Raw genomic sequence first — 22,235 nt, 5'->3', positions numbered from 1 at the left:
GGCAGAGCAGGCCGACTCTGGCAGCGCGGGTCAACCTCGGAGACCAGGCAGACCAGGTCAACCCCGGCAGACCAGACCACCCCGGCAGACCAGGTCAACCACAGCGAGCGCAGGTCAGCGGAGCAGGGCTTTCAGGGTGCGCAGGGCCGCTCTCGTTGCCGCGCTGCCCCGCTTGCTGCCCGCCGCCAGTTCCACCTCCAGTCCCGCGATCGTGCACAGCCCCGAGCGCACGGTGGTGGCCAGCAGGTGGTGCCGGCGCAACGCGTGCGGCTCGCGGCGCGCGGCGTCCAGCACGGCCCGGGTCGGTTCGGCCAGGCGCAGGCCGGCGCGGACCACCGTCCCGGGTGGGCGCGTGGTGCGTTCCAGCAGGAGCTCGGTCGTGCACGCGCGGCGGCGGGCGGCGGGTTGCAGCAGGTGGATGACCGGGGCGTCGGGCAGGCCGGGCAGGCCCTGGGCGCGCAGCGCCTCGACGCCCGTCACCACGGCGCCGGGGCCGGCGTAGGCCAGGGCGGCACGCAGGCGCTGGTCACGGGAGGGCGGCGCGGCGCTGAGCAGCAGCACGCCCGGCAGGACGCGCTGCCACGGCCCGCCGGGCCGGCACTTCAGGTCGATGACGTGCCGGGGCACGCCGGTGGCTTCGAGGTCCGCGGTCTTGATCACGTCGGTGGTCATGGCTTGATCTTCGGCGGGTGGCGGGGGAGGGGCCAGGGGAGGTGCGGGATCTGTGGACAACTCGATGGGCTGTGGACAAATCAGTCCGCGAAGCCGGGCTGCCAGCGGGAGACGATGGCCCTGGCCTGCACTTTCGCGTCGAGCTGGCAGAGGATGCCGGTCGCACCGAGCGTGACCCTGTGGACAAGCAGGTACTGGGGCGGGAGGTTCAGGGACCGCCCGGTCTGCATGTCCGGGCTGCGCAGGTCGCCGACGCGCTCCGCCTGCTGCTGGAGCCAGCGGCGGGTGAAGTGGAAGGTCTCGGTGCGCAGCGGCTCCACGAACGGCGCCAGGTAGTTGAGCACGTCCTCCGCGTGCAGCTCGGTCCCCGGCCGGATGAACCCCTCCGTCCGCAGCAGCTCCTCCAGATCCGCCGACCGCCCCTCCAGCGCCAGCCTGGTCATCAGGCCCAGCGGCCTGGGCAGCCCGTCGGGCAGGCGGGCCACGGCGCCGAAGTCCAGCACCCGCAGCCGGCCGTCCCCGCCCAGCATGAAGTTGCCGGGGTGCGGGTCGGCGTGCAGGAGGCCGGACCGGCTCGGCGCGGAGAAGTGGAACTCCGACAGCAGCTGCCCGGCCAGGTCGCGCTGCTCCCGCGTCCCGTCACGGATGATCTTGGACAGCGGTGTCCCGTCGGTCCACTCGGTGACCATCACCTTCGGCGAGCTGGCCACCACCCGCGGCACGAGCACGTGCTCGTCGTCCGCGAACCCCCTGGCGAACTCCCGCTGGTTGTCCGCCTCGGTCCGGTAGTCCAGCTCCTCCAGGTACCGGTCGCGCAGCTCCTCCAGCAGCGGCTTCACCTCGGCGCCGGGCATCATCGCCTGGATCACCCGGCTGAACCGCAGCAGCTGCTTGAGGTCGGTCTCCAGCGCCTCGTCCGCGCCCGGGTACTGCACCTTCACCGCCACGTCGCGGCCGTCGTGCCACACCGCGCGGTGCACCTGCCCGATGCTGGCCGACGCGGCCGGGACGTCGTCGAAGGACCGGAACCGCTTGGCCCACCCGGAGCCCAGCTGCTCGGCCAGCACCCGGTGCACGGTGCGCGAGGGCATCGGCGGCGCGGCGGTCTGGAGCTTGGTCAGCGCTTCGCGGTAAGGCTCGGCCAGCTCGTCGGGCACCGCGGCCTCGAACACGCTCAGGGCCTGGCCGAACTTCATCGCACCGCCCTTGAGCTGCCCGAGCACCGCGAACAGCTGCTCCGCGGTCTTCGCCGACACCTCGGCGCTGACCTCGTCCGAGCTGCGGCCGGCCAGGCGCTTGCCCCAGCCGCCCACCACCCGACCGGCCACCCCGAGCGGCAGGCTGGCCAGCTTGGCGGTGCGCTGCACGGCCTTGCGCGGGATATCGCTCACCCGGTGATTCTCCCCCCGTCAGGTCGCGCCGTCGCGGCGGATGGTCCTTCTCCGACAAAAACTACACAGGCCCGCCCACCGCCGGTCGTGCGGCGGAACGGCACTCGCAGCGCGGGTGCACCGGCGCTATCCGGTGCTCGACGACCCCGGCGAACGCGTCCACCTCCAGGGTGGCGTCCCAGGTCGGGGGCCTGGTGCGGGGCTCGCGATCGCGGTCGAGCGCGAGCAGCGCCTGCCCGACCGCGATCCCGGCGGTGGCGGTGACCGCGGCCAGGTCGGCGTGCTGCGGCCGGTCCACCAGCTGCGCGGCGATCAGCGGCCACGCCCGGTCCAGGTCCGAGCTGTGCAGGTCGGCGCACCGCAGGCAGCTGCTGCGGCCGGGCACGACCAGCGGGCCCACCACGCCGAGGCCCTCGCGGACCCGCACGGCCAGGTGGGAGGTGCGCGACCGGACCAGCTCGTGCAGCAGCTCCGGGGCGGGCACCAGCGCGTCCGCCAGCACCACCAGGTCCGGGTCGCGCGGCGCCGACCGCACCCCCGGGCACGCCCGCAGCACCGCGTCCGCCGCCGCCTCCGCGCGCGGCCTGCCGACGTCCTCCTCCAGGTAACCCGAACCGGTGTCCTCGGGGCCGACGCGACCGCGCGCGTTCACCCGGACGTGGCCCACGCCGGCCGCAGCCAGGAGGGAGGCGACGGCGACCGCCAGCCGCCCCTCGCCGTGCACGACGACCGACCGCGCGGCCCGCGCGGCGGGCAGGTGCGGAGCGGGTCGGCGGGTGAGCAGCGCCCAGCACGTCGCCTCGGCGGTCAGCCGGGCGTGGGGGACGGGCACGGACTCCTCGACCAGCCCGGCGCGGGCCAGGCCGCGCAGCACGCCGAGCAGCTCGGCCGCCTGGTCGCCGTGGTGGGCGAGCCGTTCGCGCAGCTCGCGAAGGGTGTGCTGGCCGGTGAGGCCGAGCAGGAGGGACGCCATGGGGGCGGGCACGTCCTCGACGAGCACCGCGTGCCGGGGGTCGGTGCCGATCTGCACCACGTCGTCCCGGCGGCGCAGCAGCGGCAGGCCGGGCAGGACCCTGGGCCGGTTGGGTAGCTCCACACCGGCAGCGTGCCGCCGAACCCGGGAACCGCAAAACGCCTGTCCACAGGTCCGCGGGTTGTCCACAGGCGGCACGCCGGGGCTTGACGGGCGGCCGGGACCGGCGGGGCCCGGCCGCCCGCGGTTGGTCAGACCTTCGCCTTGCCGAGGATCCGGGTCACCGTGGTCCCGCAGACCGGGCACTTGCCCTTGGCCATCCTGCGGTTGTTGCTCTCGTGCACCTCGCCCGTGAAGTCGCGCTTCTCACGGCACTTGACGCAGTAGCCGTTGTAGGTCTCGGCCACGGCTTCCTCCCTTGTTCGCAAGAGTGCGGGGACCACACTCGGGGCTGCGCAGCACGCTACCTCCGGGAACGCCGACCCGCTGCACGCCGCGTCGAACGTGTCCAGCCGCCTTTCGGGGGAACCTGCCGGTCCGGGTATCCACAGGCCGCCGCTTGGCCGCCGCGGATTGTCGGCCCCTGGCCTTACCGTGAACGCCATGCCCGAACCGCAGGTGGAGGTGCGGCGCAGCGCTCGGCGCCGTCGCATGGTGAGCGCGTACCGCGAGGGGGACACCGTCGTCGTCCTGCTGCCGGCCCGCATGACGAAGAGCGAGGAGAAGCACTGGGTGGCGGAGATGCTCAGCCGCCTCCAGCGCAGCGAGACCCGTCGGCGGTCGCCCACGCGCACCTCCGACGCGGCGCTGCTCCAGCGGTGTGAGGAGCTGTCCGACCGCTACCTGGACGGCGTGCGGCCGAGCAGCGTGCGGTGGGTGCCGCCGATGCGCACCAGGTGGGCGTCCTGCACGCCCAGCGAGGGCACGATCCGGATCAGCGAACGCCTGCGCGACGTGCCCGCGTGGGTGCTCGACTACGTGCTGGTGCACGAGCTGGCGCACCTGAGGGTGCCCGGCCACGGCAAGGACTTCTGGCAGCTCGTGCACAGGTACCCGAAGGCCGAGCGGGCCGTCGGGTACCTGGAGGGGCTCTCGGCCGCGGCCGGTCTGGGGATCACCGAGGAGGACTGAACACGAGCGCACGGCGAAGGGCCCCGGGTGGCGCACCCGGGGCCCTTCGCCGTGCGCGGGCAGCCCGCGCGGAGGACATCGGGACCCACCGGGGGTCCTGAACGTGGAACTCACCCGTCCTGAGCGTTCGACACGGTGGTCCTGAGCGTTCGACTCGCGGGCTGAACGTGTGGTTCGGGGGGTCTGGACGTGTAACTCGGGGGGTCTGGGCGTACGACTCGCGAGGTCTGGGCGTACGACTCGCGGTCAGTCGTCGGGGTCCTTCTCGTCCAGGGTGCGCTGGAGCTCGGCGATCGGGTCCTCCAGGGCCTTGCGGGTCCGGCCGAACCGCTCGGCGAACTCCAGCGGGTCGTCCAGGTCCTCGGAGGTGGGCACCAGGTCCGGGTGCTCCCACACGCTCTCGCGCTGCTCGGCGCCGTACTGGTCGCCCAGGAGCTTCCACAGGGCCGCGGCCGAGCGGTGGCGGCGGGGGCGCAGCTCCAGGCCCACCAGGGTGGCGAAGGTCTGCTCGGCCGGGCCGCCCGACGCGCGCCGGCGGCGCAGGGTCTCGCGCAGCGCCTCCGCGCCCGGCAGCCGCTCGCCGACGGCCTCGTTCACCACCACGTCCACCCAGCCCTCGACCAGGGCCAACAGGGTCTCCAGGCGGGTCAGCGCGGCCTTCTGCTCGGGCGTGGTCTGGGGTTCGAGCATCCCCGACTTCATCGCTTCCTCGATGCTCGCCGGGTTGCTCGGGTCGACCTGGCCGGCCAGCTGCTCCAGCGCCGAGGTGTCGACCGTGATGCCGCGCGCGAACTCCTCCACGGTGTCCAGCAGCCGCTGCCGCAGCCACGGCACGTGGCTGAACAGCCGCTGGTGCGCCGCCTCGCGGGCGGCCAGGAACACCAGCACCTCGCTCGCCGGCCGCTCCAGGCCCTCGGTGAACTTCTCGATGTTGGCGGGCAGCAGCGCGGCCGTGCCCTCCGGACCCAGCGGCAGCCCCACCTCGGACGAGGTCAGCACCTCCGCGCCCAGCTGCGCCAGCGCGCCGCCGAGCTGCGAGCCGAACGCCATGCCGCCCATCTGCCCGAGCATCGACAGCAGGGGACCGGCGGCCTCCTTGGCCTCGGCGGGCATCGCGTCCACCCAGGCGCCCGACACCCGCCGCGCCACCGGGTCGCACAGCCGCTGCCAGGTCGGCAGCGTCCGCTCCACCCACTCCCGCGCGGTCCAGCCCTCGGCCTTGCGCGCGCCGGCGGGCAGCGTGGTCACCGGGTCGAGCCACATCTCCGCCAGGTGCACCGCGTCGGTCACGGCGCTGTTCTGGTCCGGCCCGAACCCGGTGGACGAGCCGCCCTGCGCGGCCAGCTGCTGGAGGGCGATCTGCTTGGCGAGGTCGTAGTTGACCGGCCCGGCCGACGTGCCCGCGTTGCTGAACATCGCGCCGAGCTGGCTCAACATCGCGCCGAGCTGGTTGAAGTCGAAGGGGTTCGCGCCCCCCTGGTCCTCCGGCTTGCGGCCGCGGTCGTCGGGGTCCTGGGAGCTGAACCCGAAGGGCAGGTCACTCATGCCACCACGGTACGCGGGACGGGGGTCGCGCGCGGGACCGGTTCGCCAGGGGCGTGACGCGGTGGTCGTAGGCTGGGGGCGTGAGCGAAGGCACCGCCGTGGACCAGGCACCGGCCCCCCTCCCCGCCGCGCCGCGCCGCGGCCTGACCAGGCGGACGTGGACCCTCGTGGTCAGCCTCCTGCTCGTGCTGGCCCTCGGCCTGCTCGGCGGGTTCGCCAGGGTGCCCTACGTGGCCCTGGGGCCCGGCCCGACCTACGACACGCTGGGCCAGGTCAACGGCGGTGACGTGGTGTCGATCGAGGGTCAGGGGACCTTCCCGACCGGCGGTCGGCTGACCATGACCACGGTCTCGCTCATGGACGACGTCTCGCTGTTCGGCGCGCTCGGCCTGTGGGTCAGCGGCCGGCACGCGCTCGCGCCGCGCGAGGAGTTCTTCCGGCCCGGCGAGTCGCAGGAGGACGTGCGCAACCAGAACGTCAAGGCGTTCGAGGACTCGCAGAGCAGCGCCGAGGTCGCCGCCCTGCGCTACCTGGACCACCCGGTGAAGGTCGTCGCCGCCGAGATCACCGAGAACAGCGCCGCCGACCAGGTGCTGGAGCCCAACGACCGGCTGCTGGCGGTCAACGGCCGGCCGGTGGCCACCGCCGAGGACGTGCGGCCCGCGCTGGAGGGCACCAAGCCCGGCGACCGGGTGGAGCTGACCTTCGAGCACGAGGGGGAGCGCAGGACCGCCGCGGTGACCCTGGGCACGGCCGAGGGCCGCGACACCGGCTTCCTGGGCGTGCTGCCGCTCGACCGCGCCGACGTGCCGTTCGACATCAAGATCAGCCTGAGCGACGTCGGCGGCCCGTCGGCCGGCCTGCTGTTCGCGCTGGCCATCGTCGACAAGCTCACCCCCGGCGAGCTCAACGGCGGCGAGTCCGTCGCGGGCACCGGCGAGATCAACGAGAAGGGCGAGGTCGGCCGCATCGGCGGCATCGCCTTCAAGATGGTCGCCGCGCGCGAGGGCGGCGCCACCGTCTTCCTGGTGCCCGCCGGCAACTGCGCCGAGGCCAGGCAGCAGGCGCCCGAGGGCCTCAGGCTGGTCAGGGTCGAGACCCTCGACGACGCCGTGAGCTCACTGGAGAGCCTGAACCGGGGTGGGGACGCCCCCGCCTGCTAGAGGCCGCCCGGCCGGTCACCGAGGTGACCGGCCGGGCGCGCGGGGTTCGGGGGACCGGGCCCGATCAGGGCTTGAGCGTCTCCAGCAGCGCGTGCGTCAGGTTGGGCGCCAACTCGGGGTGCGCCACGACCTCCTCGGGCACCTCCGCGGTGCCGCGCAGCCGCAGCACGCACGCCGCCGAGCCGTCCCGCAGCACCGCCGCCACCAGCCGCGCCTCGCGCCGCTCGGGGTGCTCGGCGGCGAACCGGCGCGCCGCCTCGTCGTCCAGGCCCTCCTCCGCCAGCCACGCCTCGGCCTCGGGCGGCAGCACCACGATCTCCTGGGCCAGCGCGCACCCGCGCACGACGTCGGGCCACACGATGCCGGCCAGCGCCCGGTCCAGCTCGGCGTCGGGCAGCGAGTCCTGCGCGATCGGGGTCAGCGGTGACGTCCCGGGATCGAGCTGGCCCGCCAGCTCGGGCTGCTGGGCCAGCAGCTCCGCGGTCGGCACCAGCGCGAACAGCTGGGTCGGCTGGTTCCACCCGCCGGTGGACACGAACTCCTCGACCTCGCGGGCGACCGCGGGCAGCACCACGACGGGCTTCTCATCGGCTGACACGCCCGCCATGGTCGCATCCACCCGAAACGGCGGACCGAACGGGGAACCCCGGGGACCCTCCGTAGAGTTGGACAGATCGTACGAACGCCACTACCGCGATCCAGGAGCGTGCCCCGTGGCCACACGGCCCCCGGTCGGACTGCCCAGGCTGTCCCGTCGCAGCCGGATTCTGCTCATCGTCGGTGCGGTGGTCCTGGTCGGTCTCATCACCGGTTCCAGGCTGCTCGGCACCTACGTCAACTGGCTCTGGTTCGGCGAGGTCGGCTTCCGCAGCGTCTACGGCACGGTGCTCGCGACCCGGTTCGGGTTGTTCCTCGCCGTCGGTCTGCTGGTGGGTGGCCTCGTCGCGCTCAACCTCATCCTCGCCTACCGGGCCCGCCCGGTCTTCGTGCCGATCTCCGGGCCGGACGACCCGGTGGCCCGCTACCGCGCGGTCGTCACCCACCGGATGCGGCTGTTCACCATCGGCCTGCCCGCGCTGGTCGGCCTGATCGCCGGCGCCTCGGCGCAGGGTGACTGGCAGCAGGTCCAGCTGTTCCTCAACAGCACCGAGTTCGGGGTGACCGACCCCGAGTTCGGGCACGACATCGGCTTCTACGCCTTCGAGCTGCCGTTCTTCACCTGGCTGCTGTCGTGGCTGTTCATCGCCACCGCCGTGTCGTTCGTCGGCGCGGTGGTCTCCCACTACCTGTTCGGCGGCATCCGGCTGGCCGGTCGCGGCGGGCAGCTGTCCGGCCCCGCGCGCACCCACCTGGCCATCGTCGCGGGCGTGTTCGTGCTGCTCAAGGCGGCCGCGTACTTCCTCGACCGCTACCAGCTGCTGTTCTCCGACCGGAACACCCGGTTCCAGGGCGCGAGCTACACCGACCTCAACGCGGTGCTGCCCGCCAAGCTGATCCTGCTGTTCATCGCCGTGTTCTGCGCGGTGGCCTTCTTCGCGGGCGCGGTGCTGCGCAACCTCCAGCTCCCCGCGATCGCGACCGTGCTGCTGGTGCTGTCCAGCGTCCTGGTCGGCGCGGCCTGGCCGGCCGTGCTGGAGCAGTTCTCGGTCCGGCCGAACGCCATCGAGAAGGAAGCGGAGTCGATCGGCCGCAACATCGAGGCGACCAGGCAGGCGTACGGGTTGACCGACGACAAGGTCGAGACCGAGTCGTACGCCGGCAAGCAGAACGTCTCGCTGGACGAGCTGCGCAACGACCAGGCGACGGTCGGCAACGTCCGGCTGCTCGACCCGGCGGTCATCTCCAAGACGTTCACCCAGTTCCAGCAGCTGCGGCCGTTCTACACGTTCCCGGCGAAGCTCGACGTCGACCGGTACAAAGTGGACGACCAGCTCCAGGACTACATCGTGGCGGTCCGCGAGCTGAACACCGCGGGCATCCCGCAGGCCCAGCGCGACTGGATCAACCAGCACCTGATCTACACGCACGGCAACGGCATGGTGTTCGCCGAGGCCAGCAGGGTCAACTCGGCGGTCGACGAGGGCGGCAACGGCGGCTACCCGGTGTTCGAGGCGGCCGAGGTCGGCCAGGACGGGCAGGTCAAGCCCGGTCCGTTCGGCGTGGAGCAGCCGCGGACCTACTTCGGCGAGATGGGCCAGCCCGGCGACTACGCCATCGTCGGTGGCCGGGGCGAGGGCGCGCCCGGCGAGTACGACACCGACGGCTCGTCCTACACCTACGACGGCGAGGGCGGCGTCCGCATCGGCGGGCTGTTCAACAAGCTGGTCTTCGCCGCGGCCTACGGCGAGCGGAACATCCTGTTCAACTCGGCCATCGGCGACGAGTCGCGGATCATCTTCAACCGCAACCCGCGTGACCGCGTCGAGGACGTGGCGCCGTGGCTGACCGTGGACGGCGACCCGTACCCGGCCGTGGTCGACGGCCGCATCACCTGGATCGTCGACGGCTACACCACGCTCGACAACTACCCCTACGCGCGCCGCACCGCCCTGAGCGACGCCACGAGGGACTCGCTGCCGGGTGTCGCGCAGCAGCCGAACCGGGAGATCAGCTACATCCGGAACTCGGTCAAGGCCACTGTGGACGCCTACGACGGCACGGTGAGCCTGTACGCGATGGACGAGCGCGACCCGGTGCTCAAGGCGTGGCAGGGCGTGTTCCCGGGCACGGTGAAGCCGGCCGGCGACATGTCGCCGTCGCTGCGCGAGCACCTGCGCTACCCGGAGGACCTGTTCAAGGTCCAGCGGGAGATCCTGGCCCGGTACCACGTGGACAACCCGCGCGACTTCTACTCGGGTGTCTCCTTCTGGGCCGTGCCGTCCGACCCGACCATCGACAACGCCACCACGGTCGAGGCCCAGCAGCAGCAGAGCAGCCAGCAGCGCGACCAGCAGCCGCCGTTCTACGTGCTGGCGGGCGACCCGACCGGCGACCAGAGCAAGGTCAGCTTCCAGCTGACCAGCGCCCTGGTGCGCGAGAACCGCGAGTTCATGGCCTCGTACGTGACGGTCAGGTCCGACCCGGACAACTACGGTAAGTTCAGCGTGCTCACGTTGAACAACGAGGCCAAGGGCCCGCAGCAGATCCAGACGCAGTTCCTGACCTCCGGTGAGGTCAGCAGCGAGCTGAACCTGCTCACCCAGCGGCAGACCAACGTCGTGTACGGCAACCTGCTCACCCTCCCGGTGGGCGGCGGCCTGCTCTACGTCGAGCCGATCTACATCGAGCGGGCCAGCCAGAACACCCAGTTCCCGCAGCTCTACAAGGTGCTGGTCAGCTTCGGCGACAAGGTCGGCTACGCCTCGACGCTGAGCGAGGCCCTGGAGAAGGTGCTCACCGGCGCCTCCACCCAGGTCCCCGACCAGAACAACGGCAACCAGCCGCCGTCGAACACGCCGTCGACGACGCCGACCGCGCCGCCGAACACCGGCGACGGGCAGTCCCCGACCGTCCAGCAGGCGGTCCGGGACATCCAGGCGGCGCTGGGGCAGATCAGGGCGGCGCAGTCCAGCGGCGACTTCGCCGCGCTGGGCAACGCCTACAAGGCCCTGGACGACGCCACCAGGCGGTTCGAGTCGGCCAGCGCCGCCGCGACGCAGGCCCCGTCGTCGGCGGTGCAGCCGTCGCCCACGCCGACCGGCTGAGCGCTTGACCTGCGGTAACCGCTGAACGAGCAACTGGATCGGGTGGTCCCGGACACATCGGGGCCACCCGATTTGCCTTCTGCGGCAACTCCCGCGTAGAGTAATGATTACCAACGCGGGGTGGAGCAGCTCGGTAGCTCGCTGGGCTCATAACCCAGAGGTCGCAGGTTCAAATCCTGTCCCCGCTACAAAGTTGGATGAGTCCCGTCTGCGGAGTGCGCAGACGGGACTTTTCCGCATTTACACCCGGGGTCCGACCCCCGGACCCCGGGCAGGGTGGGCTTCGCCCCCCTGCACCCCCCGGACTGTGGGGTGGGTGGGTGGTGAAGGGCTCGGGCCTGGGGGCTGGATGTGGGTTGAGCTGCGGGAATGGTGGTTTGGGACCCCCCTGGAAATGGGGGTTTTCGGGTGTGTATAGTTGTACTTGTCAACGCGGGGTGGAGCAGCTCGGTAGCTCGCTGGGCTCATAACCCAGAGGTCGCAGGTTCAAATCCTGTCCCCGCTACTGTGTGAAAGGCCCCCTCTTTCGAGGGGGCCTTTTGCTTTGTCAGGTCATGTTCTCGGCCCAGTACTGCGCGCAGGTCAGCGAGCAGACCCGGCCCTCGCCGCTGACCGTGCGGTGCCGGCGGATCTGCTTCCCGCACACCATGCACTCGTCCTTGGCCGCCTGCTCCGGGATGGTGCCGCTCGCCCACGCACGGGCGTTGCGCACGACCTTGGTCCCCGTCGTCCATTTGATGCCCACAGCTGACCTCCCAGGAATACGAACACCCGTGGTAATGGTCTCACCACCGGCCGTGTTTGCCAGATCAGGCGGCCGACATCACCGAGTTGTGCTATCGGGGACCTCGGGAGGTGGCGGGTTGTGGCTGCGCGGCGTCACCGGCGCTGCCGTTAGGGTGAACGCAATAGTGCGGTTCCACTGGGGGGCAAGGGATTCCGGCTCGGGTGGATATTTTTGGTCAAGGGGCTGAACGCGTGGTGGGGGACGGGGCGCCGGTTACGGAGCGGAGCTTCCCGTTGCTCCGCTTGGCCCAACTCCGCTAGCCCGTGATCAGCCACAATGGACGGAACGGCTGACCATTGTGGACACCGGCCGCACGGCGTGGCACGGTTGGTGGTGTGTCGGACCTGAATGCGACCGCGGCCGCCCTGCTCGGGCTGCTGCACGACGGACCCAAGACCGGTGGCCAGCTGGTGGCTGAGGCAGGGGAGCGCTTCGGAGCGTTCTTCAGCGTCACCCGCAGCCAGGTCTACCGCGAGTTGCCCGCGCTGGCGGACGCCGGCCTGCTGCGCCTCGGCAAGCAGGGACCGCGCTCCAGCCAGCAGTACGTCCTCACGGCGGCGGGCAAGAAGGCGTTCAAGAACTGGCTGCTCTCCGAGCCGGGCCCGGACCACCTTCGCAGCCCCCTGATCCTGCGGCTGGTGCACGCGGGCTCGCTGACGCCCAAGCAGCGGCAGGGCCTGATCGACTCGGCGCGCGCCACCTACGGCGCCGAGCAGGACGCCGCCCGGACCGCCGTCAAGACCGCCGAGGACGCCTACGCCAAGGCGGTGGCCGAGTTCGGCCTGGCCCACGCCAAGGCCGTGCTCAAGCTGCTCGACGCCATCCCGCACGGCTGAGGCGCGCCAACCGGTCGCGCTCCGCGACCGGTACTGGCGTAATCTTCTGCCGTGAACCCCGACGTCGAAGCAGACATCAAGGACCTCTCCGCCACGCTCGCGAGCATCGAGGCGGTGATGGACCTCGATTCGCTGCGCGCGCAGGTCGCCGGGCTGGAGGAGGCCGCGGCCCGCCCCGACCTGTGGGACGACCAGGAGGCGGCCCAGCGCGTCACCAGCCAGCTCTCGCACAAGCAGGGCGAGCTGCGGCGGATCACCGGGCTGCGCGACCGCCTGGACGACGTCGGCGTGCTCTACGAGCTGGCCGAGGACGAGGGCGACGCGGGCAGCCTCGCCGAGGCCGACACCGAGCGCGCGAAGCTCCGCGACGAGATCTCGTCGCTGGAGGTCCGCACCCTGCTGTCCGGCGAGTACGACGAGCGCAACGCGCTGGTCACCATCCGCGCCGAGGCGGGCGGCGTGGACGCGGCGGACTTCGCCGAGATGCTGCTGCGGATGTACTCGCGGTGGGCCGAGCGCCACGGCTACGGCGTGGACGTGTTCGACACCTCCTACGCGGAGGAGGCGGGCATCAAGTCCGCCACGTTCCGGGTCACCGCCCCCTACGCCTACGGCACGCTGAGCGTCGAGCAGGGCACCCACCGCCTCGTGCGCATCTCGCCGTTCGACAACCAGGGCCGCCGGCAGACCTCGTTCGCGGGCGTCGAGGTGGTGCCCGTGGTCGAGCAGTCCGACCACGTCGACATCGACGAGAAGGAGCTGCGGGTCGACGTCTACCGGTCGTCCGGCCCCGGCGGCCAGGGCGTGAACACCACCGACTCGGCGGTCCGCATCACCCACCTGCCGACCGGCATCGTCGTCTCCTGCCAGAACGAGCGGTCGCAGCTCCAGAACAAGGCCACCGCCATGGCCGTCCTCCAGGCGAAGCTGCTGGAGCGGCAGCGCCAGGAGGCGCAGGCGAAGATGGACGCGCTCAAGGACACCGGGTCCAGCTGGGGCAACCAGATGCGCTCCTACGTGCTGCACCCGTACCAGATGGTGAAGGACCTGCGCACCGAGCACGAGGTGGGCAACCCCTCCGCCGTGCTCGACGGCGAGATCGACCAGTTCCTGGAGGCCGGCATCCGCTGGCGCAAGCAGCAGCAGTCCTGATCGGTCAAGCCCCCGTCCGGCTGTGCTGCAAATGGGCGAGACGGGGGCTTTACGGCCGTGGTGAGTAGACTCGCGCCTCGTGATTCGCCTCGAACACGTGTCCAAGGTCTACAAGACCTCCTCGCGCCCCGCGCTCGACAACGTCTCCGTCGAGATCGCCAAGGGTGAGTTCGTGTTCCTCATCGGGCCGTCCGGGTCCGGCAAGTCCACGTTCCTGCGCCTGCTGCTGCGCGAAGAGGTGCCCAGCAAGGGCCGCGTGTACGTGTCCAACTTCGACGTCGCCAAGATGTCCCGGCGCCGGGTCCCCCGCCTGCGCCAGTCGATCGGGTGCGTCTTCCAGGACTTCCGGCTGCTGACCGCCAAGACCGTCGCGGAGAACGTCGCGTTCGCGCTGGAGGTCATCGGCAAGCCGCGCAACACCATCGTGAAGGTGGTGCCCGAGGTGCTCCAGCTGGTCGGCCTGGACGGCAAGGCCGACCGGATGCCGCACGAGCTCTCCGGCGGCGAGCAGCAGCGGGTCGCCATCGCCCGCGCGTTCGTCAACCGGCCCCTGGTGCTGCTCGCCGACGAGCCCACCGGGAACCTGGACCCCGACACCAGCCAGGACATCATGCTGCTGCTGGAGCGGATCAACCGCACCGGCACCACGGTCATGATGGCCACCCACGACCACTCGATCGTCGACTCCATGCGCCGCCGCGTGGTCGAGCTCGACAACGGCCGCATCATCCGCGACGACGCGCGGGGCGTGTACGGCGTGGGCCGCTGAACACCCCCTCTGACCCCCGACCCTGAGGAACGCTCCCCCGATGCGTACCAGCTTCGTGTTCAGCGAGGTCGTGACCGGCCTTCGCCGGAACGTCACGATGACGATCGCGATGGTGCTGACGACCGCGATCTCGCTCTTCCTGTTCGGCGTCGGCCTGCTGGTCGTCAACATGGTCGGCAAGATGCAGGACGACTACCTGGGCCAGCTCGAAGTGGCCGTCATGCTGACCAACGACATCAGCGCGAACGACAAGGACTGCACCCAGGAGCCGTGCCGGGGCCTGCGCACGGACCTGGAGACCATGTCGGGGGTCGACACCGTCGTCTTCGAGAACCGCGAGAAGGGCTACGAGCGGTTCCAGAAGATCTTCGAGGCCCAGCCGGAGCTGGTGAAGCTGGCCCGCCCGGAGGCCATCCCGGCCATGTTCAGGGTCAAGCTGGAGGACCCCGAGCGGTCGGACGTGATCGTGCAGGAGTTCAACGGCAAGGCCGGCGTGAAGAACGTCGACGACCAGAGCCAGGACCTCGACCGGCTGTTCGGCTTCCTCAACGGCGTGCGCGACGCGGCGCTGGCGCTGGCGCTGCTCCAGGCCGCCGCGGCGCTGCTGCTGATCTCGAACACCATCCAGGTCTCGGCGTTCACCCGGCGCACGGAGGTCGGCATCATGCGGCTGGTGGGCGCGACCCGCTGGTACACGCAGCTGCCGTTCCTCATCGAGGCGGTGGTCGCCGGTGTGATCGGCGCGATAGCCGCGATCGGCCTGCTGGTGGTGACCAAGGTGTTCCTGCTCAACCGGGTGCTGGGCGAGCTGTTCTCGTCCAACATCATCCCGGAGGTGAGCATGGTCGAGATCCTGGTCCTGGCACCCGTCCTGGTGGGGGTGGCGATCCTGATCTCGGCGCTCACCGGCTACGTCACGCTGCGTCTCTACGTGCGCCTTTAATCGCCGGCGCGGTCACGTAAGGTTGCGGTCATGGTCAAGGAGCGCGGTCAGAAGGTGATCGCGTCGAACCGCAAGGCTCGGCACGACTACACCATCCTCGACACCTACGAAGCGGGCCTCGTGCTGGTGGGCACCGAGGTGAAGAGCCTCCGCATGGGCCGGGCGTCCCTCGTGGACGCCTTCGCCCAGGTCGACGACGGCGAGATCTGGCTGCACGCGCTGCACATCCCCGAGTACGTGGCGGGCACCTGGACCAACCACGAGGTGCGCCGCAAGCGCAAGCTGCTGATGCACCGCAACGAGATCGAGCGGCTGATCGGCAAGACCAAGGAGGGCGGGCTCTCGCTGATCCCGCTCCAGATGTACTTCAAGGACGGGTACGTCAAGGTCGAGCTGGCGCTCGCGCGCGGCAAGAAGTCCTACGACAAGCGCCAGGACCTGGCCAAGCGGGACGCCCAGCGGGAGATCCAGCGGGCGCACGGGCGGGCGTTGAAGGGCCGGTACTGAGCACGGCGGCCGGCGGGCGGGGACGTCCGCCGGCTACGCCAGGTTGAGGAAGGCGAGCACGGCCCGCACGCGGCGGTGCTCGGAGGTGCTCGGCTCCAGGCCGAGCTTGGCGAAGATGTTGCCCACGTGCTTCTCGACCGCGCCGTCCGACACGACCAGCGACGCCGCGATGGCGCCGTTGGACAGGCCCTGCGCCATCAGGCCCAGCACCTCGCGCTCGCGCTGGGTGAGCGCGTCGACCGGGTTGCGCCTGGCCCGCACCATCAGCTGCATCATGACCTCGTGGTCGATGCTGGTGCCGCCCTCGGCGACCCGGCGCACCGCGGCCACGAACTCGGCCACGTCCGCCACCCGCTCCTTGAGCAGGTAGCCGACGCCGGTCGAGCCGCCGGCCAGCAGCTCGACGGCGTACCGCTCCTCCACGTACTGCGAGAGCACCAGCACCGGCAGGTCCGGCACCCGCTTGCGCGCCTCGATCGCCGCCCGCAGGCCCTCGTCGGTGAACGTCGGCGGCATCCGCACGTCCACCAGGGCCAGGTCGGGCCGGTGCTCCTCGACCGCGGCCAGCAGCGCGTCGCCGTCCTCCACGGCCGCGACGGTCTCGATGCCCTCGTCGGCCAGCAGGCGCTGCACGCCCACCCTGAGCAGCACCGAGTCCTCGGCGATCACCACGCGCACGGCAACTCCGCCCTGATCACGGTCGGCCCACCGACGGGGCTCAGCACGACCACCACGCCGTCGATCGTCGCAGCCCGGTCCGCCAGGCCCGCGAGCCCACCCCCCGGGCGGGCCTGCGCGCCGCCGCGCCCGTCGTCGACGACCTCCACGACCACGGAGTCCTCCGTGCGGGTCACGCCGACGTGCGCGGCGGTCGCCCCGGAGTGCTTGGCGAGGTTGGTCAGCGCCTCGGCGACGGTGAAGTAGGCGGTGCTCTCCACCGCCGTCGGCGGGCGCGGGTCGACGTCCACCACCACCGTCACCGGGACGGGGCACCGGGCGGCCAGCGACGACAGCGCCGCGTCCAGGCCCCGGTCGCCCAGCACCGACGGGTAGATGCCGCGGGCCAGGTCGCGCAGCTCCGAGATGGCCAGCTTGGCGTCGGCGTGCGCCTCGGCGATCAGCGCGCGGGCCGACTCGGGGTCGGTGTCGAGCTTGCCGCGCGCCCGGCCCAGGCCCATGGCCACCGCCACCAGGCGCTGCTGCGCGCCGTCGTGCAGGTCGCGCTCGATGCGCCGGCGCTCGGCCTCGGCCGCCTCCACGCCCCGCGCGCGGCTGGCCGACAGCCGCTCGGTCTCGGCGGACAGCAGGCTCGTGCGCGAGGGGCCGAGCAGCGCCTTCGCCAGCGCCGCGTGCCCCCTGGCCAGGCCCTTGACCAGCCGGGCGGCGACCAGGGCGAGCAGCACGCCGAGCACGCTCACCGGGATGGCCTTGGCGAACGTGTCGATCGCCCAGACGTCGCCCCAGGGCAGCAGCACCTCCCACGTGGCGCTGAGCCAGTGCTGGTAGAAGGGCAGGAGCGCGGTGGCCGCGACCGTCGTCCACAGGGCCAGCACGAGCGAGAACTCGATCACGCCCAGCGGCAGCATGAGCAGCCAGTAGCCGAGGTCGCGCCAGGTCGCCGGGTCCTTGACGACGGTCTTGGCGCGGTCGGCGAGGCCGGTGGCGGGCAGCCGGCGGTGCGGGTCGGGGATGTCGACGCCCAGCGCCGCGCGGACCAGCGCCCGCTCGCCGGCGGCCGCCCCGCGCGCCAGGACCAGGGTCAGCACGCCCAGCGGCAGGCCGACCCAGACGAACGCCGTGCCGACGCTCACCGCGGCCAGCGGGACCAGCAGGCAGAACCAGAAGAGGCCGGTCACCAGGTTGAGCAGGAGGTACCCGCTGGCCCGGAACACGTCAGGGCCGGTCCGCGTCGTCATGATCCCCACCTCACACCGCCGATGTACCCGACCAGCATCGCCGGTCCGGGTGACGTCGGGCCATCAGGTGCGCCGGAGAACAGCAGGTGGGGACAGCCCTACCCCCTCGTGGGCGTTATTCGGGATGAACGGGGGGTGGCGGGGCGTTATGATGGGTGGAGCAGGACCCACGACCAGGGGGTGAACGGTTTCGACTTTGTACGTTGATTCAAGGGAAGCGTGCCGGTGCAGGCGAGAGACCACCGCAAGCGTCATCGCAAACCAATAAGCGCCGAGTCTAACGACAAGCGCGCGTTCGCCCTCGCCGCCTGAGGCTAGGAGCAACGCTGTCGGCCCGGAGGTGCCTCCGCTCCGGTCGCCGGCATCAGCTAGGAGGCTCACCGCCGTCCCCGGCCACGGGGGACGGTTGGGACACCCACAGTGGCTGGGCCCGTCACGACGACTTGTCCGCGTGATCGTCGGGGTCGAGTAGAGGCATAGCGGACTGCGCACGGAGAAGCCTTGATGAGCCGGCAGAGGACCCGGGTTCGATTCCCGGCACCTCCACCACCGCGGCCCCTCCCCACCGGGGAGGGGTCGCGCTGCTTCTCGGTCGGCGTTCCGCCCCCTGTCCGCAGTTCGCGGGAGAAGGCGGGGCCGTGGCCGGCCAGGATGGGGCCGGTGAGCGACGAGGACGAGGTCCCTGACGACCTGCGGCTGATCCCCACCCACAACCACGCCTCGGGCGGCGCCTTCCAGGGGGTGCAGGCCGGCGTCGTCACCGGGGGTGTCCACTTCGGCGTCACCGCGGAGCAGGAGCTGGTCGTGCTGCGGGCGACGGAGGCAGAGCTGGACGACGTCCGGCGCCACTTCGAACCGACCGACCGCTACGCCTCGGCGCGGCGCGTCCTCCGCGAGCACGGTGTCGTCGTGCTGGCGGGTCCGGGCACCGGCCGGTCCTACACGGCGCGCCGGCTCCTGGTCGACATCGGCGCGGACGAGGTCGTGGAGGCCAACCCGGTGCGCGCGCTGGGCACTTTCGCCGGCCTGGAGACCGGCACCGGGTACATCTGGGACGTGCGCGGAGCTGCGGGGGACCGGTTCGACCGCGCCGAGTTCGAGCGGGTGTCCCGGCTGGTGCGGGCCGCGGCCTGCCACCTGGTGATCGTCCTCGACACACCCGACCAGGTGCCGGGGGGCGCGCGGGAGCACGTCGTGCGGTTGACCCCGCCGCCGGCCGCGGGCGTGGCGAGGGCCGAACTCGACCGGCTGTGCCGGGAGGACCTCGACCGCGCGGTGGCCACGCTCGAAGGCGAGTTCGCGCTGGAGGTCGACGCCGCCCCGGAGAAGGCGGTCCGCGCGGCGCGGCTCGCGGTCCGGGTCGCCCGGGGGCAGCTCGGGTGCGAGGAGGCGCTGCGCGAACTGCGCGAGGACGTCGAGCACGCCGTGGAGCGCCACCTGGCGAAGCAGTCGGACCTCCAGCTCGCGCTGTCGTTCGCGGTCGCCCTGCTGGAGAACCAGCCCTACGACGAGGTGATGGCCCAGGCGCTGCTGCTGGACGACGCCCTGCGCCGGGCGCAGGTCGGGGAGGACGGGTTCCGGCGCAACCCCTGCTTCGCCACCTCGAAGGGGCAGCTGCTGGACGCGGTGGGCGCGGCCACCGCGGTCCGCGCCCACCCGGTGCACCCGCGGCTGCGGGAGGAGACGGTCCACTTCACCCGCCAGGGGTGGGCCGGCGCGGTGCTGCGCAGGCTGTGGCGCGAGTACCCCTTGGCGCAGGAGGTGTTGTGGGGGTGGATGCGCGCCCGCGCGATGATCCGGCGCTTTCACGAGCCGGTGCTGCGGGCAGTGGTCACGATCGTCACCGAGATCCCCGCCCACGACCCGCTGAGGCTGGTCGAAGACCTGGCCCGCAAGCAGGCCGCCGACCACCAGCAGCTCGCGGCGGCGGTCGTGGCGCGCCTGGAGGAGCGGTACGGCGAACTCGCCGAGAACACCGTCGAGTCGTGGTCGCGGGGCACCGCCTACCAGCAGGCGACGGTGGTGTGGTTCAGCCTCGGGCAGGCGTCGACCCGGCCGTTGGACGACTGCCTGCGCCGCCTGGAGATCATCGCCCGGTCCGACAAGTGGACCCCGCGCAACGCGGTGGTGGCGGCGGTCCTCCAACTGCTCAGGGTCGAGGAGCACCGCACGCGGGTGCTGGACGTGGTGACCGCGTGGACGACGAACCGCCGCGTCGCCAAGGTGGGCCTGGCGGTCGCGATGTGGGCCACCGGCTACTACCCCCACGACCTGGCGGAGGAGCTGGTCGTGACCCACGCGGACCGGTTGGCGGTGCTGGCGGGCCGGGCGTTGATGGACCCGGAGACCCGCGACCCGGCACTGGCCTGCCTGGAGACCCTGGCCGACGAGGCGTGGCTGAAACCGGCGTCCGCCGACCGCCTGCTGGTGCTGGCGAACCTGCTCGCCCCCGAGTCGACGTGGCTGGGCAGGCGCAAGGCGGTGGCGGTGTTCGCCGCCGTGCACCCCGCCCAGCAGAACACGCTGCGCAACGCGCTCCGCGTGGCGCGGAGGCTCCGGACGAGGCCGGAGCGGGCCGGGTGAGGACGGGCGTTGCGCGGCCCCGAACCCGCCTGCCGGGTCTTTTTCCGCACCCGCCCCGGCGCCGGTCGCGGCCGCCCTAGGGTCCGGGGTTCCAGCGGATTCACCGGGAGAGGTGCAAGTGGACCTTCAGTTGCAGGGCAGGACCGCGTTGGTCACGGGATCCTCGGCGGGCATCGGGTACGCGATCGCCGAGGGCTTCGCCAGGGAGGGCGCCAAGGTCGTCCTCAACGGCCGTGACGGCGAGCGGCTCGCCCAGGCCGGCAAGCGGCTGGCGGCCGCCGTGCCGGGGGCCGACGTGGTCGAGGTCGTCGCGGACGTCGGCACGGCCGAGGGCTCCGACGTCGTCATCGCGGCCGCGCCCGACGTCGACGTGCTGGTCAACAACGTGTCCTCGTTCGAGCTGCGGCCGTTCCCGGAGATCTCCGACGAGGAGTGGCTGCGGTACTTCCAGACCAACGTCCTGAGCGGGGTGCGGCTGTCGCGGCACCACCTGGACCGGATGATCTCCCGCAACCGGGGCCGGATCGTCTTCATCAGCAGCGACGCCGCCGTGGACATGGCCGTGCAGATGCTGCACTACTCGGTGACCAAGACCGCGACGCTGGCGCTGGCGCGCGGGCTGGCGGAGCTGACCAAGGGCACCGCGGTCACGGTCAACACGGTGCTGCCCGGCCCCACCCTCACCGAGGGGGTCGCGGGGATGCTGGACGGCGCCTCCGCGCAGACCGGGCTGGGCCGCGACCAGCTCGAAGCCCGGTTCTTCCAGGAGAACCGGCCGACCTCGCTGATCCAGCGGTTCGCCACGCCCGACGAGGTCGCCAACCTGGTGCTCTACCTGGCCAGCCCGCTGGCCGCCATCACCAACGGCGCGGCGGTGCGGGCCGAGGGCGGTGTGGTGCGCTCGGTGCTCTGACCCCGGGGGCCGTGGTCGGGGCCCGTGCCGCCGACCACGGCCGCCGTCGGTCACCCGCGGCCGGTGGTGGGGGCCGGTGCGCCGCGGCGGCGGAGGTCCCTCACGGCAGGGGGAGGCCGGGCCGGCGGTCGTCGAGGTACCTCTCGATCACGTCGGCCACCAGCCGCGGCTGCTCGAACGCGACCGCGTGCGTGGCGTCCAGGCGCACCACCTCGACGTGGTCCGGCAGCGTGGCGAGATCGCGCTCCAGCCCCCGCCGGTAGGGCTCGAACAGCGCCTGACCGGCCATCGGCCGCGTCGCCACGGCCGGCAGCACGGGGCAGCGGACCTCGCGCAACACCTCGAAGCAGTCCAGCTCCTCCAGAGCCTCCTGGAGCTCAGGCTCCCCGTGGGCGCGGAACGCCTCGCGCAGCGCGTCGATCTCCGCCGGCGGCGCCGGGTCGAGGTACCGCCGGGCCTGCGTCGGCACGCCGTGCCCGTCGATGTCGACCACCGCCGGGCACCCGGGGTGCCGCCGCCCCCACAGCGCGGCGACCATGCCGCCCAGCGACATGCCGACCACGGCCGGGTTGTCGGTGGCGCGCGGTTCGATCCGGTCGAGCACCGACTCCCAGTCCCACGGGCCGCGCAGCTCCAGGGGCACGACCTCGTGCCCGCCCGCCATCGCCTCGACGACCGGCGCCCAGTCCGCGGGCGACCCGCCCGCGCCGTGCAGTGCCAACACCCTCATCGGGCCACCCTCATCCGTCGGGCCTCATCCGTTCAACCTCGCCCTCACCGAGTCGACGGTCACGCCGCCGCCCTCCGGGTCCCGGGCCAACTTGCCGCGCCGCACCAGGTCGTGGACGCCCTGCTTGGTGACGCCGAGCATCGCGCCGGCCACCGAGTAGGAGACCGCCCGCACCGCCGGGTGACCCATCCGCCGGGCGACGACCTGCCCGAGCGGGGTCCGCCACCAGTCGGCGGGCGGGTCGAACGGCGCGTCACCGGGGTAGAGCGCGCCGACGAGCCGCGCGATGGCGTGCCGGGCGGCCGCCTCGTCGTCGCCCAGCAGGGTCTCGGCCGTCCGCTCGGCCAGCGCCCCGACGCGGTCGGGCAGGTCGCCGACGTCGTCGAAGAGGATCTCCAGCGGGTCCAGCAGCCGGATTCGAATGATCGTGGCGATCTGCTCCGCGAGCACGGCCCACCTCCTTGACGGCTATCGTCAAGTACTTGACGGCCGGCGTCAAGGGGTGGTTGGCGACGGGTGG

21 protein-coding genes, 2 tRNA genes and 1 other RNA gene are annotated in these 22,235 nt (G+C 72.2%); 13 read left to right on the top strand and 11 right to left on the bottom strand.

Going from position 1 to position 22,235, the window contains the following annotated elements; genetic code table 11:
* Window positions 1–114: 114 nt before the first annotated feature.
* The 4 genes from ACFP3R_RS31290 to ACFP3R_RS31275 form a co-directional block, all read right to left on the bottom strand.
* Complete coding sequence (locus ACFP3R_RS31290; RefSeq protein WP_380641302.1) at window positions 115–672, bottom strand: hypothetical protein; 558 nt, start codon at window positions 670–672, stop codon at window positions 115–117.
* An 80-nt stretch (window positions 673–752) separates the two neighbouring features.
* Entirely contained in the window at window positions 753–2,063 is a 1,311-nt protein-coding gene (locus ACFP3R_RS31285) for an ABC1 kinase family protein (protein ID WP_380641300.1), read from the bottom strand.
* Window positions 2,064–2,124: 61 nt separating this feature from the next.
* The gene (locus tag ACFP3R_RS31280) at window positions 2,125–3,159 is read right to left on the bottom strand and encodes a ThiF family adenylyltransferase (RefSeq protein ID WP_380641299.1); all 1,035 of its coding nucleotides are present in this window, start codon (window positions 3,157–3,159) and stop codon (window positions 2,125–2,127) included.
* A 128-nt stretch (window positions 3,160–3,287) separates the two neighbouring features.
* On the bottom strand, window positions 3,288–3,443 hold the full coding sequence (locus tag ACFP3R_RS31275; RefSeq protein ID WP_015098458.1) for a DUF5679 domain-containing protein: 156 nt from the start codon (window positions 3,441–3,443) through the stop codon (window positions 3,288–3,290).
* Between the two features lie 196 nt (window positions 3,444–3,639).
* On the opposite strand from ACFP3R_RS31275, the gene ACFP3R_RS31270 reads away from it, so the two are divergent.
* A complete protein-coding gene (locus ACFP3R_RS31270) occupies window positions 3,640–4,167 on the top strand; it encodes a M48 metallopeptidase family protein (protein ID WP_380641297.1) in 528 nt (175 codons plus the stop codon).
* Between the two features lie 246 nt (window positions 4,168–4,413).
* Here the strand turns inward: ACFP3R_RS31270 and ACFP3R_RS31265 are convergent, their stop codons facing one another.
* Window positions 4,414–5,712: a zinc-dependent metalloprotease gene (locus tag ACFP3R_RS31265; RefSeq protein WP_380641295.1), complete on the bottom strand. Its 1,299-nt coding sequence runs from the start codon at window positions 5,710–5,712 to the stop codon at window positions 4,414–4,416.
* Between the two features lie 80 nt (window positions 5,713–5,792).
* On the opposite strand from ACFP3R_RS31265, the gene ACFP3R_RS31260 reads away from it, so the two are divergent.
* A complete protein-coding gene (locus ACFP3R_RS31260; protein ID WP_380641294.1) occupies window positions 5,793–6,875 on the top strand; it encodes a YlbL family protein in 1,083 nt (360 codons plus the stop codon).
* Between the two features lie 64 nt (window positions 6,876–6,939).
* On the opposite strand, the gene ACFP3R_RS31255 is transcribed toward ACFP3R_RS31260, so the two are convergent.
* Complete coding sequence (locus ACFP3R_RS31255; RefSeq protein ID WP_380641292.1) at window positions 6,940–7,482, bottom strand: PPA1309 family protein; 543 nt, start codon at window positions 7,480–7,482, stop codon at window positions 6,940–6,942.
* A gap of 106 nt (window positions 7,483–7,588) precedes the next feature.
* On the opposite strand from ACFP3R_RS31255, the gene ACFP3R_RS31250 reads away from it, so the two are divergent.
* The 3 genes from ACFP3R_RS31250 to ACFP3R_RS31240 all read left to right on the top strand — a co-directional run bounded on the left by ACFP3R_RS31250 (window position 7,589) and on the right by ACFP3R_RS31240 (window position 11,084).
* Complete coding sequence (locus ACFP3R_RS31250) at window positions 7,589–10,579, top strand: UPF0182 family protein (RefSeq protein ID WP_380641290.1); 2,991 nt, start codon at window positions 7,589–7,591, stop codon at window positions 10,577–10,579.
* Between the two features lie 114 nt (window positions 10,580–10,693).
* Window positions 10,694–10,767 (top strand) — tRNA-Met (locus tag ACFP3R_RS31245).
* Window positions 10,768–11,010: 243 nt separating this feature from the next.
* Window positions 11,011–11,084 (top strand) — tRNA-Met (locus ACFP3R_RS31240).
* Between the two features lie 42 nt (window positions 11,085–11,126).
* Here the strand turns inward: ACFP3R_RS31240 and ACFP3R_RS31235 are convergent.
* The gene (locus ACFP3R_RS31235) at window positions 11,127–11,324 is read right to left on the bottom strand and encodes a hypothetical protein (protein WP_380641288.1); all 198 of its coding nucleotides are present in this window, start codon (window positions 11,322–11,324) and stop codon (window positions 11,127–11,129) included.
* Between the two features lie 377 nt (window positions 11,325–11,701).
* On the opposite strand from ACFP3R_RS31235, the gene ACFP3R_RS31230 reads away from it, so the two are divergent.
* From ACFP3R_RS31230 to smpB, 5 genes are all read left to right on the top strand, one after another.
* Window positions 11,702–12,202: a PadR family transcriptional regulator gene (locus tag ACFP3R_RS31230; RefSeq protein WP_380641286.1), complete on the top strand. Its 501-nt coding sequence runs from the start codon at window positions 11,702–11,704 to the stop codon at window positions 12,200–12,202.
* Window positions 12,203–12,253: 51 nt separating this feature from the next.
* The gene (gene prfB, locus ACFP3R_RS31225) at window positions 12,254–13,354 is read left to right on the top strand and encodes a peptide chain release factor 2 (RefSeq protein WP_380641284.1); all 1,101 of its coding nucleotides are present in this window, start codon (window positions 12,254–12,256) and stop codon (window positions 13,352–13,354) included.
* A 79-nt stretch (window positions 13,355–13,433) separates the two neighbouring features.
* A complete protein-coding gene (gene ftsE, locus ACFP3R_RS31220) occupies window positions 13,434–14,123 on the top strand; it encodes a cell division ATP-binding protein FtsE (protein WP_380641282.1) in 690 nt (229 codons plus the stop codon).
* Between the two features lie 40 nt (window positions 14,124–14,163).
* Entirely contained in the window at window positions 14,164–15,066 is a 903-nt protein-coding gene (gene ftsX / locus ACFP3R_RS31215) for a permease-like cell division protein FtsX (protein WP_380641280.1), read from the top strand.
* A gap of 30 nt (window positions 15,067–15,096) precedes the next feature.
* Window positions 15,097–15,573 carry an SsrA-binding protein SmpB gene (smpB, locus tag ACFP3R_RS31210; protein WP_380641278.1) on the top strand — a complete coding sequence of 159 codons (477 nt, stop codon included), beginning with the start codon at window positions 15,097–15,099 and terminating at the stop codon, window positions 15,571–15,573.
* 33 nt (window positions 15,574–15,606) lie between these two features.
* Here smpB and ACFP3R_RS31205 read toward each other — a convergent pair whose 3' ends face one another.
* The gene (locus ACFP3R_RS31205) at window positions 15,607–16,251 is read right to left on the bottom strand and encodes a response regulator transcription factor (RefSeq protein ID WP_380641276.1); all 645 of its coding nucleotides are present in this window, start codon (window positions 16,249–16,251) and stop codon (window positions 15,607–15,609) included.
* On the bottom strand, window positions 16,239–17,489 hold the full coding sequence (locus ACFP3R_RS31200; RefSeq protein ID WP_380641274.1) for a sensor histidine kinase: 1,251 nt from the start codon (window positions 17,487–17,489) through the stop codon (window positions 16,239–16,241). The genes ACFP3R_RS31205 and ACFP3R_RS31200 overlap by 13 nt, the downstream gene beginning before the upstream one ends.
* A gap of 176 nt (window positions 17,490–17,665) precedes the next feature.
* Between ACFP3R_RS31200 and ssrA the strand changes: the two genes are divergently transcribed.
* From ssrA to ACFP3R_RS31185, 3 genes are all read left to right on the top strand, one after another.
* Window positions 17,666–18,038, top strand: a transfer-messenger RNA (tmRNA) gene (ssrA, locus tag ACFP3R_RS31195).
* Between the two features lie 111 nt (window positions 18,039–18,149).
* Entirely contained in the window at window positions 18,150–20,072 is a 1,923-nt protein-coding gene (locus tag ACFP3R_RS31190) for a hypothetical protein (protein WP_380641272.1), read from the top strand.
* 118 nt (window positions 20,073–20,190) lie between these two features.
* Window positions 20,191–20,985, top strand: a complete 795-nt coding sequence (locus ACFP3R_RS31185) for an SDR family NAD(P)-dependent oxidoreductase (protein ID WP_380641270.1) — start codon at window positions 20,191–20,193, stop codon at window positions 20,983–20,985.
* 100 nt (window positions 20,986–21,085) lie between these two features.
* Here ACFP3R_RS31185 and ACFP3R_RS31180 read toward each other — a convergent pair whose 3' ends face one another.
* On the bottom strand, window positions 21,086–21,715 hold the full coding sequence (locus ACFP3R_RS31180; RefSeq protein WP_380641268.1) for an alpha/beta fold hydrolase: 630 nt from the start codon (window positions 21,713–21,715) through the stop codon (window positions 21,086–21,088).
* 24 nt (window positions 21,716–21,739) lie between these two features.
* Window positions 21,740–22,165 carry a hypothetical protein gene (locus ACFP3R_RS31175; protein WP_380641266.1) on the bottom strand — a complete coding sequence of 142 codons (426 nt, stop codon included), beginning with the start codon at window positions 22,163–22,165 and terminating at the stop codon, window positions 21,740–21,742.
* Window positions 22,166–22,235: the final 70 nt, after the last annotated feature.

The sequence above is a fragment of the Saccharothrix lopnurensis genome (genome assembly GCF_042658445.1).
Lineage (GTDB): Bacteria > Actinomycetota > Actinomycetes > Mycobacteriales > Pseudonocardiaceae > Actinosynnema > Actinosynnema lopnurensis.
The sequence above is the reverse complement of the archived record's forward strand: the minus strand, read 5'-3'. Positions and strand labels throughout refer to the sequence as shown.